This window comes from Micromonospora sp. LZ34, from assembly GCF_052981855.1.
Map to the genome: position 1 here is coordinate 1 of NZ_JBRIQN010000038.1, position 15,669 is coordinate 15,669.

The window sequence follows — 15,669 nt, forward strand, 5'->3', positions numbered from 1 at the left end:
ACCAGGCCACCGCCTGGTCACACCGCACCGCCCTACCCACTGCTGCTTGACACCTCAGCTCCTGGGGTGTCTGACCCCCACCCGGTCCCATCGATCTTGCCGTTCCGGCCGCCGATCCGCGCGGAATGCGCGTTTCGCCGGGGCGCGAAGCGCAAGATCGCCGAGAGGAAGCGGGGGCAAGGGCCGCTTCGGGCGCGGTCGTCGTCGAGAGAGCCAGCGACGGCCGCGTCCGGAGTGCCGGGGCGGGCGGCGGGGTGGGACGGTCAGCGGGTGGCGGCGAGCCGGGCCCGGCGGGCGTCGCGCTTCTCCTCGAACCGGGCGGCGGCCCGCTCCAGGTCGTCGAGCTGGCGGGCAAGCTGCTCGCGGGCCGCCTCGCCGTCGGCGTCCAGGCCGGTGGTGTTCCAGACGTCCCACTGCCGCAGCACCGGCGCCAGCACCTCGTCGCGGTGCTGGCGCAGGTCGTAGATGCCGGCGAGGGCGATCGCCACCGACTTGCGGGCGAAGCCCTCGATCCCGACACCGGGCATCTGGAAGTCGGCCACCACGTCCGCGACCGCCCGCATCGCCTGGCTGGGCGCCAGCTCGAAGGCGGCGGCCAGCAGGTTGCGGTAGAAGACCATGTGCAGGTTCTCGTCGGCGGCGACCCGGGCCAGCAGCGCCTCGCAGGCCGGGTCGCCGGTGACCCGGCCGGTGTTGCGGTGTGAGATCCGGGTGGCCAGCTCCTGGAACGACACGTACGCCAGCGAGTGCAGCACCTCGTCGTCGTGCACGTTGACGTAGCCCGCCGACATGTGCGTCATCCGGGCCCGCTCCAGCGCGACCGGGTCGACCGCCCGGGTCACCGTCAGGTAGTCCCGGATGGCCGTGCCGTGCCGCCCCTCCTCGGCCGTCCACCGGTGCACCCAGGTGCCCCAGGCACCGTCGCGGCCGAAGAGGGTGGCGATCTCGTGGTGGTACGAGGGCAGGTTGTCCTCGGTGAGCAGGTTGACGATCAGCGCGGTCCGGGCCACCTCGGGGACGGTCGAGTCGGCCTCGGACCACGCCTCGCCGCCCAGCGGGCCGTCGAAGGTGCGCCCCTCGCTCCACGGCACGTACTCGTGCGGGAACCACTCCTTCGCCATCGAGAGGTGCCGGTCGAGGTTGCGCTCGACCACCGGCTCCAGCTCGACGAGCAGGGCGGTCTGGCTCAGTGCGGTCACAAGGATCTCCCTACGGTGGCGTAACTTACGCTACCGTAGGTCCCTGCGGCCGGACGCGCCAGTGGTGTCTCAGCCGACCAGCGGTTTGAGGTCCGCCGGGGGCGGCGTCCACGTGCCCGCCGCGGCGGGCGCCTGCTCGCCGGAGCGGATGTCCTTCACCTCGTCGGCCGCCCCGTCGGCCCCGGGGAACCAGACGTACGGGATACCCCGCCGCTCGGCGTAGCGGATCTGCTTGCCGAACTTCGCCGCGCTCGGCGACACCTCGGTCGGGACGCCCCGGGACCGCAGCGCCTCGGCCACCCGGTTGCTGACCCCGCGCTGCTCCTCGCTGGTCACCGCGACCAGCACGCAGGTCGGCACGTCCCGCGACACCGACAGCGCGCCCGCGCCGAAGAGCAGGCCGAGCAGCCGGGTCACCCCGATCGAGATGCCCACCCCGGGGAACCGGACCGCGCCGGCGCTGGCCAGGTTGTCGTACCGGCCGCCGGAGCAGATCGAGCCGAACCGCTCGTAGCCGACCAACTGGGTCTCGTAGACGGTGCCGGTGTAGTAGTCCAGGCCGCGGGCGATCCGCAGGTCGGCCACGCAGAGGCCGGGGGCGTGCTCGGCGGCGGTCTCCACCACCCGGACCAGCTCCTCGATCCCCTCGTCGAGCAGCGGGTCGGTCACCCCGAGGGCGCGCACCGCGTCGGCGAAGGAGGCGTCCGGCGCGGAGATCTCGGCCAGCGCCAGGACCGCCTTGGCCTGCGCCTCGCTCGCCCCGGCCGTCTCGGCCAGCAGCTCGGCGACCCGGTTCGGGCCGATCTTGTCGAGCTTGTCCACCGCGCGCAGCGCCGCCTCCGGGTCGGTGAGCCCGATCCCCCGGTAGAAGCCCTCGCACACCTTGCGGTTGTTGACCTGGATCTTCACCGGCGGGATCGGCAGCGAGCGCAGCGCATCGCCGACGACCAGCGGCATCTCCGCCTCGTGGTGCGCCGCGAGGGTGTCCCGGTCGACGATGTCGATGTCGGCCTGGAGGAACTCCCGGTAGCGCCCCTCCTGCGGCCGCTCGCCCCGCCACACCTTCTGGATCTGGTAGCGGCGGAACGGGAACTGCAGCTTGCCGGCGTTCTCCAGCACGTACCGGGCGAACGGCACGGTCAGGTCGAAGTGCAGGCCGAGCGAGTCGTCGCCGGTCGGGTCGGCGTCGGCCTGCAACCGGCGGATCAGGTAGACCTCCTTGGAGGTCTCCCCCTTGCGCAGCAACTGGTCCAGCGGCTCCACCGCGCGGGTCTCCAGCGGGGCGAACCCGTACAGCTCGAAGGTGCCGCGGATCCGGTCCAGCACGTACTGCTCGATCATCCGCTGCGGCGGCGTCCACTCCGGGAAGCCGGAGATGGGCGTGGGCTTGCTCATGGCGTACTCCTTGGCGGTCCGCGCGGACCGCGGTCAGGTCGTGGGCCCGCGTGCGACGCGGGCGGGGGTCACCAGCCTCGGCTGGGAGCGGCCGGTCGCGCGCCGTCGCCGTCCGCCACCTCGAGGAGGTACGGGTTGGTCGCGCGCTCGCGGCCGATGGTGGTCGTGGGGCCGTGGCCGGGCAGCACGACGGTGTCGTCGGCCAGCGGGAGGATCTTGCTCCGCAGGCTGGCGAGCATCGCCGGCAGGTCGCCGCCCGGCAGGTCGGTGCGCCCGATGGAGCCGGCGAACAGCACGTCGCCGGAGAGGCAGATCTGCTCCGCCTCCCACGGCGAGCCGGCGCCCGGCAACCGGAACAGCACCGACCCGCCGGTATGGCCCGGGGCGTGGTCGACGGTGATCTCCAGCCCGGCGAGGTTCAGGGTGAGCCCGTCGGTCAGCTCCGCGACGTCCTCCGGCTCGCTGTAGGGCAGCCGCCCGCCGAAGAGCGCGGTGAGGTCGGCCGACAGCCCCTTGGCCGGGTCGGCGAGCATCTCCCGGTCGTCCGGGTGCAGGTACGCGGTGATGCCGCGCGCGCCGCGCACCGGCGCCACCGAGAAGGTGTGGTCGAGGTGGCCGTGGGTGAGCAGCACGGCGGCCGGGTGCAGGCGGTGCTCGGCGAGCAGCGCGTCGAGCCGGTCGAGCACCCCGATGCCGGGGTCGACCACCACGCACTGTTCCCCGGGCGCGGTGGCGACCACGTAGCAGTTGGTGCCGAAGGCGTCCGCGGGAAAGCCGGCCACGAGCACGGCGCTCCCCTTCCGTCGAGCTGTACATCCCCTGTCAGCAGCCTAACTGGCGGCGCGACCCGGTTCTGCGCATCCGTCCCGCCGGCCCCGTACGGCACAGTGACGCGCTCCGATCAGCGCAGCCCGGACCTCGTACACCACTTTCCCAGTCGGTAGCCGTACACTCTGGCGGGCGTGTGGCGCGGCGCACGTGCCGCCCGACCGGGCGCGGGCCGCCCGAGGCGCCGTGACGACCAGGGCAGAGGAAGGGGAGCACGGGTGGCTTCCAGCAGGGACCGGCAGCGCAAACTGGCGCGGGCCAAGCTCGACCGTCAGTTGGCCCGGCGGGCCGCGCGGGCCCGGCGCCGCCGGCAGATCCAGGCCGGGGTGGGCGCCGCCGTCGTCCTCCTGCTGATCGTGGCCGGCTCGGCCTGGGCGTTGGGCGCCTTCGACGACGACGGGAAGCAGAACACCGCCGCCGAGGAGGTCTGCCTCTGGACCCCGCAGGACGCCACGGCCAACACCAACCTCAAGGACGTGGGCACCCCGGCCACCACCGGCCTGCCCACCTCCGGCGTCCGGGCGCTGACCGTCACCACCAACCAGGGCGCGCCGATCACGGCCGAGCTCGACCTCGCCACCGCGCCCTGTGCCGCGGCCAGCATCGCCCACCTGGCGAGCCGGTCGTTCTACGACAACACCAAGTGCCACGAGATCACCGCCGAGGGCGCGCTGCGCTGCGGCGACCCCAGCGGCACCGGTCTGGGCGGGCCGACCTACTCGTTCTACGACGAGAACGTGCCGACCGTTCCGTCGGCCTCCCCGTCGGCCAGCCCGGCGCCGGGCCAGCCCCCGGCGTACCCGAAGGGCACGGTCGCGATGATCGCGAACCCGCCGGGCGCCAACGGCAGCCAGTTCCTGATCTTCTTCAAGGACTACCAGACCACCGACCCGAAGTTCCCGATCATCGGCCGGATCACCGGCGGGATCGACGTGGTGGAGAAGATCGGTGCCCTGGAGACCGTGGACAATGGGAGCGGAGCCAAGGTCAAGCCGAAGACCGACGTGGTGATCCAGAACCTCACCGTCGGCGAGCCGGTGGCGCAGGCCACCTCGGCGCCGACGGCGACGCCCGCGGCGACCGGCGCTCCGTCGGCCAGCCCGAGCGCCGGCTGACCCGGCACCACACACTCAGCGGCACCGGCCGCGCCCGACATAGTCCAGGAGGATCCAGGCGTGACGTCCACCAGAGAGCGGCAGCGCGCGGCGGCCCGCGCCCGGCTCGAGAAGGAGATGGCCGAGCGCGCGGCGAAGGCCCGCAAGCGCCGGCAGACGCAGGCGATCGTGGGGGCCGCGGCAGCCCTGCTGCTCGTGGTCGCCGGGACGGTCTGGCTCGCCGCCAGCCTGGGTGACGACGACAAGACCGACACCGCGGCGCCGGAGGCCGGCTTCGCGCAGTGCGCCTTCACGGAGGTCCCGGCCGACCAGCGGACCAAGCAGATCAAGGACGTCGGGCTGCCGGCGGCGCAGCAGTCGAATACCGGCGTGCAGACCATGACGATCGACACCAACCTGGGTCCGATCACCGCCAAGGTCGACCGGGCCGCGGTGCCCTGCACGGCGGGCAGCTTCACCCACCTGGCCGAGAAGAACTTCTTCGACAACAGCAAGTGCCACCGGCTGGTGACCGAGGGCATCAAGGTGCTCCAGTGCGGTGACCCGAGCGCCACCGGCAAGGGCTGGCGGGAGACCGACGGCACCGGCGGCCCGAGCTTCCGGCTCACCGAGGAGAACCTGCCCACCGACAAGCGGCCCCCGTACCCGGAGGGCGTGATCGCGATGGCCAACTCCGGCCAGCCGGGCAGCACGGGCAGCCAGTTCTTCATCGTCTACGGCGACTCGCCGCTGGACCCGAACTACACCGTCCTCGGCACCATCACCGGTGGCATGGACATCGTCAAGCAGGTCGCGGCGGCCGGCGACGACAAGGCGTTCGCCCAGCAGGCCGGCGGTGGTCACCCGAAGAAGGAGATCACCATCAAGAAGCTCACCATGAGCGCCCCCCAGGGCTGACCCCGCCCACCCGCACGAAGAAGCGCCCGCCGGCCCCGCCGGCGGGCGCTTCCCCATCCGCCCGACTCCCCTACTCCCCCGCTCCCGCCCCCACCCACGCCGTTGATCATGAGGTTAGCGGCGATGTCGATCTCCACCACTGCCGCCAACCTCATGATCAACATGGGGTGGTGGGGGGAGGGGGGGTCAGGCGCCGGAGGTTACGCGGTAGGCGTCGAAGACGCCGTCGACCTTGCGGACCGCGGCCAGCAGGTGCCCGAGGTGCTTCGGGTCGGCCATCTCGAAGCTGAACCGGCTCACCGCGACCCGGTCCCGGGTGGTGGTGACGGTGGCGGAGAGGATGTTGACCCGCTCGTCAGAGAGCACCCGGGTGACGTCGGCGAGCAGCTTGTGCCGGTCCAGCGCCTCGACCTGGATGGCGACCAGGAACGTCGAGGCGGAGGTCAGCTTCCAGCTCACCTCGACCACCCGCTCGCTCTGCGCCCGCAGGTCCTCGGCGTTGGCGCAGTCGTCGCGGTGCACGCTCACCCCGCCGGAGCGGGTGACGAAGCCGAAGACCGAGTCCGGCGGGACCGGCGTGCAGCACCGCGCCAGCTTGATCCAGACGTCGCTGACCCCGCGGACCACCACGCCCGGATCGGCGCTGCTCTGCCGGCTGCGCGGCGGCCGGGTGGCGACGGCGGTCTCGGCGATGTCCTCCGCCGCGCCCTCCTCGCCGCCGTACGCGGCCATCAGCTTCTGCACCACCGACTGGGCGGAGACCTGGCTGTCGCCGACCGCGGCGTAGAGCGAGGCGACGTCGGCGAGGTGCAGGTCCCGGGCGATCGACATCAGCGCGTCCGGGGTGAGCATCCGCTGCAACGGCATGCCCTGCTTGCGCATCGCCTTGACGATCGCGTCCTTGCCGGCCTCGATCGCCTCCTCGCGCCGCTCCTTGTTGAAGTACTGACGGATCTTCGTCCGCGCCCGGGGACTCTTGACGAAGCCCAGCCAGTCCTGCGTCGGGCCGGCGGTGTCGGACTTCGAGGTGAAGATCTCGATCACGTCGCCGTTGGAGAGCGTCGACTCCAGCGGCACCAGCTTGCCGTTGACCCGCGCCCCGATGCACTTGTGCCCCACCTCGGTGTGCACCGCGTACGCGAAGTCCACCGGCGTCGAGCCGGTCGGCAGCGGGATGACGTCACCCTTCGGGGTGAAGACGTACACCTCCTGGCTGGACAGGTCGAAGCGCAGGGCGTCGAGGAACTCGCTCGGGTCGGCCGCCTCCCGCTGCCAGTCCAGCAGCTGGCGCAGCCAGGTCATCTCGTCGATGTGCGCCGGCGGGCCGACGATCTGGGTGCCCTTGTGCTCCTTGTACTTCCAGTGCGCGGCGATGCCGAACTCGGCGGTGCGGTGCATCGCGTACGTGCGGATCTGCATCTCCACCGGCTTGCCGGTGGGCCCGATGACCGTCGTGTGCAGCGACTGGTACATGTTGAACTTGGGCATCGCGATGTAGTCCTTGAACCGGCCCGGCACCGGCTGCCAGTTCGCGTGGATCACGCCCAGCGCCGCGTAGCAGTCCCGCACCGTGTCGACCAGGATCCGCACCCCGACCAGGTCGTAGATGTCGTTGAAGTCGCGCCCCCGGACGATCATCTTCTGGTAGATCGAGTAGAGGTGCTTCGGCCGGCCGGTGGTCTCCGCCTTGATCTTGGCGGCCTTGAGGTCGGTCTGCACCTTCTGGGTGACCTGGCGCAGCAGCGCCTCGCGCTGCGGCTGGTGCTCCCCGATCAGGCGGTTGATCTCCTCGTACCGCTTGGGGAAGAGCGTGCCGAAGGCGAGGTCCTCCAGCTCCCACTTGATCGTGTTCATACCCAGCCGGTGGGCCAGCGGGGCGAGGATCTCCAGCGTCTCCTTGGCCTTCTGCTCCTGCTTGGGGCGGGGCAGGAAGGTCAGGGTGCGCATGTTGTGCAGCCGGTCGGCCAGCTTGATCACCAGCACCCGCGGGTCCTTGGCCATCGCCACGACCATCTTGCGGATCGTCTCGGCCTTGGCCGCGTCGCCCAGCTTGACCTTGTCGAGCTTGGTGACACCGTCGACCAGCAGCGCGACCTCGCCGCCGAAGTCGGCCCGCATCTGGTCCAGGGTGTACTCGGTGTCCTCGATGGTGTCGTGCAGCAGCGCCGCGACCAGCGTGGTGGTGTCCATCCCGAGGTTGGCCAGGATGGTCGCCACCGCGAGGGGGTGGGTGATGTACGGATCGCCCGACTTGCGGTACTGCCCGGAGTGCCACCGCGCCGCGGTGTCGAAGGCGCGCTGCAGCAGCCGCGCGTCGGCCTTCGGGTGGTTCTCCCGGTGGGTGGAGATCAGCGGCTCCAGCACCTCGCTGACCTGCGAGGTCTGCCAGGGCGCGTTGAACCGGGCCAGCCGGGCCCGCACCCGGCGGCCGGTGGGCGCGGTGGAGAGCGCGAACCCGGCGCTCGGCATGGGCTCGCCGGCGTCGGTCGGGAACGGGACCACGACCGCGTCCGCCCCCGACCGGGCGCTCTCGGTCCGGGCCGCGCCGGAGCGTACGCCCTCGGCAGGGCCGGAGCCGTTGCCAGAGCCCGTCACCCGGGCCGAAGCGTCACCGTGCCGGTCGGTCACCGAGCCGTCCGCGTCGCCTGTCGGGTGCACCGTGCCCTCCACCGGAGGGACGACATCGTGGGACACCGGCCTCCTCACCGCTCGCCGGATGGACACCGACCGTGCGCCGGCCGGCCTGGTCTCGCGCCGCCCGGACGGTCACCGCCCGGTCAGCAAAGGGCAATGCTACCCGCACGCACGGTGCCCCGCCGCTCCGCCGGACGGACCGCGCCGGGTCCGCCCGACGGCTGGCCGGCTCAAACGGTCAGCAGGGCATGGACCGGACGGGGGGCGAGCCGCTCCCGGCCACCGAGGAAGCCCAACTCCAGCAGCACGGTGAACCCGGCCACCGTGCCCCCGGCCCGCTCCACCAGGTCCAGGGTCGCCTGCGCGGTCCCCCCGGTGGCCAGTACGTCGTCGACCACCAGCACCCGGTGCCCGGCGGTGAACGCGTCCTGGTGCACCTCGAGGGTGGCCTCGCCGTACTCCAGGGCGTAGGAGGCCGAGTGGACGGCACGGGGCAACTTCCCGGCCTTGCGGACCGGCACCACGCCGACCCCGGTGGCGTACGCGATGGCGGCGGCGAGCACGAACCCGCGCGCCTCCATGCCGACCACCGCGTCGAACGTGTCACGCCCGTGGTACGCGATGATCCCGTCGATCACCTCGCGGAACGCCTCGCCGTCGGCGAACAGCGGCATCAGGTCCTTGAACACGACGCCGGGCTTGGGGAAGTCCGGCACGTCCAGCACCCGGCTGGCGACCAGCCGGGCGGTCTCCGGACCGCTGTCCCCCCGTACCCCGGTGCTGTGGGTCTCCGTCACGGCAGTTCTGTGTCCCTTCCACGACGACGGCGTCCTTCGTGCTGCTCGCACAGCATGAAGGACGCCGTCTGGTCGTCTCCTACCGGGTGTCCCCGGTGCGGTCAGCGCCGCTTGCCACCCGGTCGGTTGCCGCCGCCACCGGCCGGCCGCCCGCCCCGGGCGCCGCCGGACCGCTTGCCGGTCGGCCGGGCGCCCACCTTGGGCGCGGCGCCGGCCAGCGCGGCCGCCTCCGGGTCGACCTCCGCGGGGGCCTCCGCGCCCGTCCGCGGGGTGCCCTTCGGGGCGATCTCGCCCCGCTCGATGGCGCCCCGGCGGGCCAGCACCCGCTTGGTGTGCGCCTGGATCCGCGGGTCGTAGTTCTTCAGCAGCACCAGCAGCGGGGTGGCCAGCAGGATCGAGGTCAGGAAGGCCACCGCCATACCGACGAAGAGCACCAGGCCGAGGTCCTTCAGGGTGCCCGCGCCGAGCAGGCCGGCACCGATGAAGAGCAGACCACCGACCGGCAGCAGGGCGACCACCGAGGTGTTCAGCGACCGCATCAGGCTCTGGTTGATCGCCAGGTTGGCCGCCTCGCCGTACGTCTGGTTGTTGCTGGCGGTGATGCCCCGGGTGTTCTCCTGGACCTTGTCGAACACCACCACCACGTCGTAGAGCGCGAAGCCGAGGATGGTGAGGAACCCGATGATCGTCGACGGGGTGACCTCGAAGCCGACCAGCGAGTAGATGCCGGCGGTGAGGATCAGGTTCATCACCAGCGAGGCGACCGCCGCGACCGCCATCCGCCACTCGAAGCGCAGGATCAGGTAGACCATCACGACCGCGATGAAGATCAACAGACCGAGCAGAGCCCGTTCGGTGACCTGGCTGCCCCACGCCTCGCTGACCTGGTTGCCGCTGATCTGGGCCGGGTCGATGCCGAACTCGCGGGCGATCTCGGTCTTGACCTCGTTGGCCTGCTCGGCGCTGAGCTGGGTGGTGCGCATCTCGTAGAAGTCGCCACCGGTGCCGCCGACCTTTTGCGCGGTGACCACCTCGGCGCCGTCGCCCACCGTGGCGAGCGCCTCGTCGACCTGCTCCTCGGTCCGTTCCAGCGTGCCCACGCTGGCCGGGATCTGGAACGAGTTGCCGCCGGCGAACTCGATGCCGAGGCTGAAGCCGCGCAGCGCGACGCTGAGCACGGCGATCAGGATCAGCGTGCCGGCGACCGTGAACCACAGCTTGCGCCGGCCGATGACGTTGAGCCCGGCCTCACCGCGGTAGAGGCGGCTCGCGAGACCACTTCCAGCCATCTCAGGCCTCCTTGACGCGCGGGTTGCGGGGCTTGGCCTGCTCGGTGGTCCGGGCAGGGAGCGCCCGGCCGAGACCACTGACCCGCGGGGACAGGAACGCCCGGGTCCGGGCGAACATGGTCATGATCGGGTGCCGGAAGAGGAAGACCACGACCAGGTCGAGCACGGTGGCCAGGCCGAGGGCGAAGGCGAAGCCCTTCACCGTGCCGACCGAGACGATGTAGAGCACCACCGCCGACATCAGCGTGATCGCGTTCGCCGAGATGATCGTCCGCCGAGCCCGGATCCAGGCCCGCGGCACCGCGCTGCGCGGGCTGCGCCCCTCCCGGATCTCGTCCTTGAGCCGCTCGAAGTAGATGACGAACGAGTCCGCCGCCACACCGAGCGAGACGATCATGCCGGCGATGCCGGCGAGGGTGAGGGTGAAGCCGATCTGCCGGCCGAGCACCACCAGCGCGCCGAAGACCAGCAGCGCCGAGAGGATCAGGCTCAGGAAGATCACCGAGCCGAGCAGCCGGTAGTAGAAGAACGAGTAGATGATGACCAGCAGCATGCCGATGCCCGCCGCGAGCAGACCGGCCCGCAGGTGGCTGGCGCCCAGGGTGGCGGTGACGTTCTGCTGCTCCTGCGCCTCGAAGGTCACCGGCAGCGCGCCGTAGCGCAGCTGGCCGGCCAGCTCGCTGGAGTCCTTCTGGTTGAAGTTGCCGGTGATCTGGGAGTTTCCGGTCAGCACGCCCTGGATCTCCGGCGAGGAGACGATCTCGTTGTCCAGCACCACGGCGACCCGGCACTTGCCGTCCTGGCCCAGCGCGGTCGCGTCGCAGGCCTGGCCCTCGTTGTTGAACGCCTCGCGGGTCAGGTTGGTCCACTTCTCCTGGCCCTCGCCGGTGAAGTCGAGGCTGACCACCCAGGCGCTGGTCTGGTCGAGCACCGCGTTGGCGTCGCTGACGTCGGTGCCGAGCACCTTCGCCACGTCGAGCAGGTACTTCGCGGCGCCGTCCTCACAGGCCACGACCTGCTGGTTCGGGTCGGAGATCGACGCCGGCGGCCGGTCGTCGAGCTGGGCGCAGCTGATCGTCGGCACGTTGAACTGCATCTGCGCCGGCAGCACCGCGACCTCGCGCGGGCTGAGCGAACCGAACGGCTTGAGCTTGTCGGCCAGCGACGGGTCGGCGGTCAGGTCGGCCGGGCCCTGCAGGCCGCTGGCGGCGGCCCAGGCGGCGGCGCCGACCTTCTGCTCGACGGCCTTGCGCTGCTCCTCGACGCTCTGCGACACCGGCGGGGCGCTGGCGCTCGGCGACGGCGTGGCGGCACCCGGCGAGGCGGACGCCGACGGGGTCGGGGTCGCGCTCGGCGCCGGGGCGGAGCCGCCCTGGCCACCGGCGCTCGGCGAGGCGGTGGCCTTCGGCGCGCTGGCCGACGGCGTCGGCGTGGCACTGCCGGACGGCGCCGGGCTGGCGGTGCCCGACGGCGTCGGGGTGGCCGCCGGGGCGGCGACCGCGCCACTGCCGTCGGCGGCCTTGAGCACCTTGCGGAAGCGCAGCTCGGCCGCGCTGCCGACCTCGGTCAGGTCCCGGTTCTCACCGGGCAGGGAGATCACGATGTTGCGGTTGCCCTCGGTGACCACCTCGGCCTCGGCCACGCCGAACGCGTTGACCCGGCTCTCGATGATCTGGCGGGCCTCCTCCAGGTTCTCCGCCGTCGGGGCCCGGCCGTCGACGGTGTTGGTCGCCTCCAGCGTCAGCCGGGTGCCGCCGACCAGGTCCAGGCCGAGCCGGGGCTCGAGCCGGTCCTTCAAGCCGCCGCTGGCGCCGCCCGAGAAGAACACCAGAAGGTAGAGGACGACGAAGATGAGCCCGAGCACGGCCAACTGCCGTCCGGGGCGCATCTGTCCCTGAGGTGGTGCCACGGCTGTCCTGTCTCCCTGTACGGTCGCGCCGCCGTGCTGCGGCGGCGGGTGTCGGGCCGGGATTCCGGCCGACGGGCCTGAGGGGGTGGCACCGGGCCGGCACGGCGCCGCGGCGGCCGGCGGCGCCGGCCGGTCGCGGGTACGTGCCGAAGCCCGGCGTCGACCCGACTATCCAGTTTTCACGTCACGTCCGCCGCCGCGCCGACAGGCGCGCGACGGCCCCACCCCGGACGGGGTGGAGGGATCACTCCTTGACGGCGTCCGCTTCCTCGACGGCCTCCTCGGCGGGGCGCTCCGCCTGGGTGACCACCCGGGCGATCGCCGGACGGGCGTACCGGGTCTGCACGCCGGGGGCGACCTCCAGCAGGACGGTGTCGTCGTCCACGCCGGTGACCGTGCCGTAGAGCCCGCCGATGGTGACCACCTCGTCGCCCGGGGCGAGGGCACGCTGCATCGCCTCCGCCTCGCGGCGGCGCTTCTGCTGAGGGCGGATCATCATGAAGTACATGACGCCGAAGAGCAGGACGATCATCAGGATCGGCGTGAGACCGCCGGCACCTCCGCCGCCCGATGCTGCATAAAGCACGGTTACAGACCTTCCCATTGGCCTCCGGCTCGGCACGAGGGGCGCCGGAGCGGAGGCGGATTCTCACGTCCTGTACAGACCGCGGCGAGTCTAATCCCTGCACCTGGGAACGCCGAATGCGGCACAGATCACGTTCGCATCACGGCTGATCAGGCTGCACCGAGAACAGATCGGGCGCGGGAGGGGCATCGGTGCCAAATGTACCATTGGGCGGAGTACGCCCCAGATGGTGCCAGGCAGCCTCGGTGGCCACCCGCCCGCGGGGCGTACGGGCCAGCAGGCCCGCCCGCACCAGGAACGGCTCGCAGACCTCCTCCACGGTGTCCGGCTGCTCCCCCACCGCCACGGCGAGGGTGGAGAGCCCGACCGGGCCGCCCCGGAACGAGTCGACCAGCGCGGTCAGCACCGCCCGGTCCAGCCGGTCGAGCCCGAGCGCGTCCACGTCGTACACCGTCAGGGCCGCCCGGGCGTTCTCCAGGGTGACCACGCCGTCGGCCCGGACCTCGGCGAAGTCCCGCACCCGGCGCAGCAGCCGGTTGGCGATCCGGGGGGTGCCCCGGGAGCGGCCGGCGATCTCGGCGGCGCCGTCGTCGGTGATCGGCACGCCGAGGATCCGCGCCGAGCGGTGCAGCAGCGTCTCCAGGTCGGCCGGCGCGTAGAAGTCCAGGTGGGCGACGAAGCCGAACCGGTCCCGCATCGGCCCGGTCAGCAGGCCCGACCGGGTGGTCGCGCCGACCAGGGTGAACGGCTCGACGTCCAGCGGGATGGCGGTGGCGCCGGGACCCTTGCCGACCACCACGTCGACCCGGAAGTCCTCCATGGCGCTGTAGAGCAGTTCCTCGGCCGGCTTGGCGATCCGGTGGATCTCGTCGATGAAGAGCACGTCGCCCTCGGCGAGGCTGGTCAGGATGGCGGCCAGGTCGCCGGAGCGCTCGATCGCCGGGCCGCTGGTCACCCGGATGCCGGCGCCCAGCTCGGCGGCGACGATATTGGCCAACGTCGTTTTACCGAGGCCAGGCGGCCCGGACAGGAGGATGTGGTCCGGCGGAGAGCCGCGCCGCATGGCGCCCTGCAGCAGCAGGTCGAGCTGGTCGCGGACCCGGTGCTGGGCGATGAACTCGGCGAGCCGCTTCGGCCGGACGCTGGCCTCCGCGTCCCGTTCCGCGTCATTGACGTACGCCGAGACCAGGCCGTCGCCGGTCATCGGGTCCGACCCAGCAGCCGGATGGCCTGCTTGAGCAGCACGGGCACGGGCGGGGTCTCCCCCTCGACGGTCTCCGCCACCGCGGCCACCGCCTGGTCGGCCTGGGCGGCCGTCCAGCCGAGCCCGACCAGCGCCTGGCGGACCTGGTCGGGCCAGGCCCCGCCGGTGACCCCGGCCGCGCCGTCGGCGCCGACCGGCACCGGGCCGATCCGGTCCCGCAGCTCCAGCACCAGCCGCTCGGCGCCCTTCTTGCCGATGCCCGGCACCCGCGTCAGCGCGGCGGTGTCGGCGTTGGCGATGGCCTTGCGGACCGCGTCCGGGGTGTGCACGGCGAGTACCGCCTGGGCCAGCCGGGGGCCCACCCCGCTGGCGGTCTGCAACAGCTCGAAGAGTTGCTTGGCGTCGTCGTCGGCGAAGCCGTAGAGGGTGAGCGAGTCCTCCCGGACGACCAGACTGGTGGCCAGCCGGGCCGGCTGGCCGACCCGCAGCTCGGCGAGGGTGCCCGGGGCGCACTGCACCGCCAGGCCGACCCCGCCGACCTCGATCACCGCCTGGTCCGGACCTGTCGCGGTCACCACGCCGCGCACGCTGGCGATCATCTCGCTCCTCCTCGTCGTACCCGGTCGGCCGCGGCGGCCAGCTTGGAGCGCGTCCCGCCGCGCCACACGTGGCAGATGGCCAGGGCGAGGGCGTCCGCGGCGTCGGCCGGGCGGGGCGGCTCGGGCAGCCGCAGCAGCCGGGTGACCATGGCGGTCATCTGCGCCTTGTCCGCCTGACCGGAACCGGTCACCGCCGCCTTCACCTCGCTGGGGGTGTACGTCTGCACCGGCAGCCCGGCCCGCGCCCCGGCCAGCACGGCGATCCCGCTGGCCTGGGCGGTGCCCATCACGGTGCGCACGTTGTGCTGGCTGAACACCCGCTCCACGGCGACGCTGTCCGGCCGGTGCTCGGCGACCAGGTCGGTGAGTGAGCGGTCCAGGTGCAGCAGGCGCAGCGGGAGCTCGTCGGCCGGGTCGGTGTAGACGACGTAGTAGGCGACCAGGGTGCAGGGCCGCCCCGGCACCCCCTCGACCACGCCGACCCCGCACCGGGTCAGCCCCGGGTCGACGCCGAGCACCCGCACGCCGCCTCCTCCCCAGCCGTCAGCAGTACGTGTGTTCGACACCCTACTGGTGCCCTCGGACGGTCGCCGGTCGGGACACGCCGGGACGGGGCCCGGCCCCCGCGCCGCCGGACCGCGCGGCCCGCGCCGGGCCCCGTCGACCGGAGGGCTCGCCCCGGTGCCTCCGGCCGGGCGGACGCGCCCGCTCGGCCGTCGGGGCGCCCGGCGCTCACCGCCGCGCCGGGTCGATCTCGATCGAGACGGTGACCACGTCGCCGTCGTCGCGGCCGGCCCGGATCCGGGCCGGCACCGGCAGCAACCAGCCGGCCCGGCGGTCCCGCCAGACACTGGTGGACCAGGTGCGCCCGTCCACCGTCGCGGTCACCGGGACCCGGCCGAACGGCCCGGCCGCGTCGGGCGCGTGCTCGGCCGGGACCGGCGCGAACACCCAGCCACCGGCGCCGGACCAGCGCACCAGGGTCGCCTCGAAGGTCGGCGTCGCCTGCTCCCCGCGCCCGCCGTCCGTGCTGCCGGCCGCCCGCGTCGCCCCGTCCCCCGGCGTCACCGCCACCACGCCGCCATCCCTCCCCGCCCGCGTCCGCGCCCTCCCGTCGGTCGCTCCGCCCGGCCGCGGGTTGGGCCGGAATCCGCCCCGGGACGACTCTGCCATCGGCCACCGACATCGTCGCCGACCGCGACCGCCGGTCGGCTGGA

At 72.8% G+C, this 15,669-nt stretch carries 14 protein-coding genes; 2 read left to right on the forward strand and 12 right to left on the reverse strand.

Features of this window, described 5'->3' with window-relative positions; genetic code table 11:
* Positions 1-263 precede the first annotated feature (263 nt).
* The 3 genes from ACVCAH_RS28890 to ACVCAH_RS28900 form a co-directional block, all read right to left on the reverse strand.
* Entirely contained in the window at positions 264-1,199 is a 936-nt protein-coding gene (locus ACVCAH_RS28890; protein WP_447139381.1) for an acyl-ACP desaturase, read from the reverse strand.
* A 69-nt stretch (positions 1,200-1,268) separates the two neighbouring features.
* A complete protein-coding gene (hisS, locus tag ACVCAH_RS28895) occupies positions 1,269-2,594 on the reverse strand; it encodes a histidine--tRNA ligase (RefSeq protein ID WP_447139382.1) in 1,326 nt (441 codons plus the stop codon).
* A gap of 68 nt (positions 2,595-2,662) precedes the next feature.
* A complete protein-coding gene (locus tag ACVCAH_RS28900; RefSeq protein WP_447139383.1) occupies positions 2,663-3,382 on the reverse strand; it encodes an MBL fold metallo-hydrolase in 720 nt (239 codons plus the stop codon).
* A gap of 258 nt (positions 3,383-3,640) precedes the next feature.
* Here ACVCAH_RS28900 and ACVCAH_RS28905 point away from each other — a divergent pair, with 258 nt between their 5' ends.
* Together ACVCAH_RS28905 and ACVCAH_RS28910 are read left to right on the forward strand one after the other, a co-directional pair.
* Positions 3,641-4,537 carry a peptidylprolyl isomerase gene (locus tag ACVCAH_RS28905; RefSeq protein ID WP_447139384.1) on the forward strand — a complete coding sequence of 299 codons (897 nt, stop codon included), beginning with the start codon at positions 3,641-3,643 and terminating at the stop codon, positions 4,535-4,537.
* Between the two features lie 60 nt (positions 4,538-4,597).
* Positions 4,598-5,434 (forward strand): peptidylprolyl isomerase, encoded by an 837-nt coding sequence (locus ACVCAH_RS28910; RefSeq protein ID WP_447139385.1) that lies wholly within the window; start codon positions 4,598-4,600, stop codon positions 5,432-5,434.
* Positions 5,435-5,620: 186 nt separating this feature from the next.
* Here the strand turns inward: ACVCAH_RS28910 and ACVCAH_RS28915 are convergent, their stop codons facing one another.
* From ACVCAH_RS28915 to ACVCAH_RS28955, 9 genes are all read right to left on the reverse strand, one after another.
* A complete protein-coding gene (locus tag ACVCAH_RS28915) occupies positions 5,621-8,128 on the reverse strand; it encodes a RelA/SpoT family protein (protein WP_447139386.1) in 2,508 nt (835 codons plus the stop codon).
* 170 nt (positions 8,129-8,298) lie between these two features.
* Entirely contained in the window at positions 8,299-8,865 is a 567-nt protein-coding gene (locus ACVCAH_RS28920; protein WP_447139387.1) for an adenine phosphoribosyltransferase, read from the reverse strand.
* Between the two features lie 101 nt (positions 8,866-8,966).
* Entirely contained in the window at positions 8,967-10,154 is a 1,188-nt protein-coding gene (gene secF / locus ACVCAH_RS28925) for a protein translocase subunit SecF (RefSeq protein ID WP_447139388.1), read from the reverse strand.
* 1 nt (position 10,155) lies between these two features.
* Complete coding sequence (gene secD, locus ACVCAH_RS28930) at positions 10,156-12,063, reverse strand: protein translocase subunit SecD (RefSeq protein WP_447139389.1); 1,908 nt, start codon at positions 12,061-12,063, stop codon at positions 10,156-10,158.
* Positions 12,064-12,307: 244 nt separating this feature from the next.
* Entirely contained in the window at positions 12,308-12,649 is a 342-nt protein-coding gene (gene yajC / locus ACVCAH_RS28935; protein WP_447139390.1) for a preprotein translocase subunit YajC, read from the reverse strand.
* A gap of 139 nt (positions 12,650-12,788) precedes the next feature.
* On the reverse strand, positions 12,789-13,853 hold the full coding sequence (gene ruvB, locus ACVCAH_RS28940) for a Holliday junction branch migration DNA helicase RuvB (RefSeq protein ID WP_447139391.1): 1,065 nt from the start codon (positions 13,851-13,853) through the stop codon (positions 12,789-12,791).
* Positions 13,850-14,452, reverse strand: a complete 603-nt coding sequence (ruvA, locus tag ACVCAH_RS28945) for a Holliday junction branch migration protein RuvA (protein WP_447139392.1) — start codon at positions 14,450-14,452, stop codon at positions 13,850-13,852. The genes ruvB and ruvA overlap by 4 nt, the downstream gene beginning before the upstream one ends.
* Positions 14,449-14,976 carry a crossover junction endodeoxyribonuclease RuvC gene (ruvC, locus tag ACVCAH_RS28950; protein ID WP_447139393.1) on the reverse strand — a complete coding sequence of 176 codons (528 nt, stop codon included), beginning with the start codon at positions 14,974-14,976 and terminating at the stop codon, positions 14,449-14,451. The genes ruvA and ruvC overlap by 4 nt, the downstream gene beginning before the upstream one ends.
* Positions 14,977-15,184: 208 nt before the next feature.
* On the reverse strand, positions 15,185-15,529 hold the full coding sequence (locus tag ACVCAH_RS28955) for a DUF1905 domain-containing protein (protein WP_447139394.1): 345 nt from the start codon (positions 15,527-15,529) through the stop codon (positions 15,185-15,187).
* Positions 15,530-15,669: the final 140 nt, after the last annotated feature.

What these genes read in the sequence shown, in the direction of transcription:
- hisS (WP_447139382.1), bottom strand. Translation starts at nt 2,594, where the DNA reads ATGAGCAAGCCCACGCCCATCTCCGGCTTCCCGGAGTGGACGCCGCCG.
- secF (WP_447139388.1), bottom strand. Translation starts at nt 10,154, where the DNA reads ATGGCTGGAAGTGGTCTCGCGAGCCGCCTCTACCGCGGTGAGGCCGGG.
- ruvB (WP_447139391.1), bottom strand. Translation starts at nt 13,853, where the DNA reads ATGACCGGCGACGGCCTGGTCTCGGCGTACGTCAATGACGCGGAACGG.
- ruvA (WP_447139392.1), bottom strand. Translation starts at nt 14,452, where the DNA reads ATGATCGCCAGCGTGCGCGGCGTGGTGACCGCGACAGGTCCGGACCAG.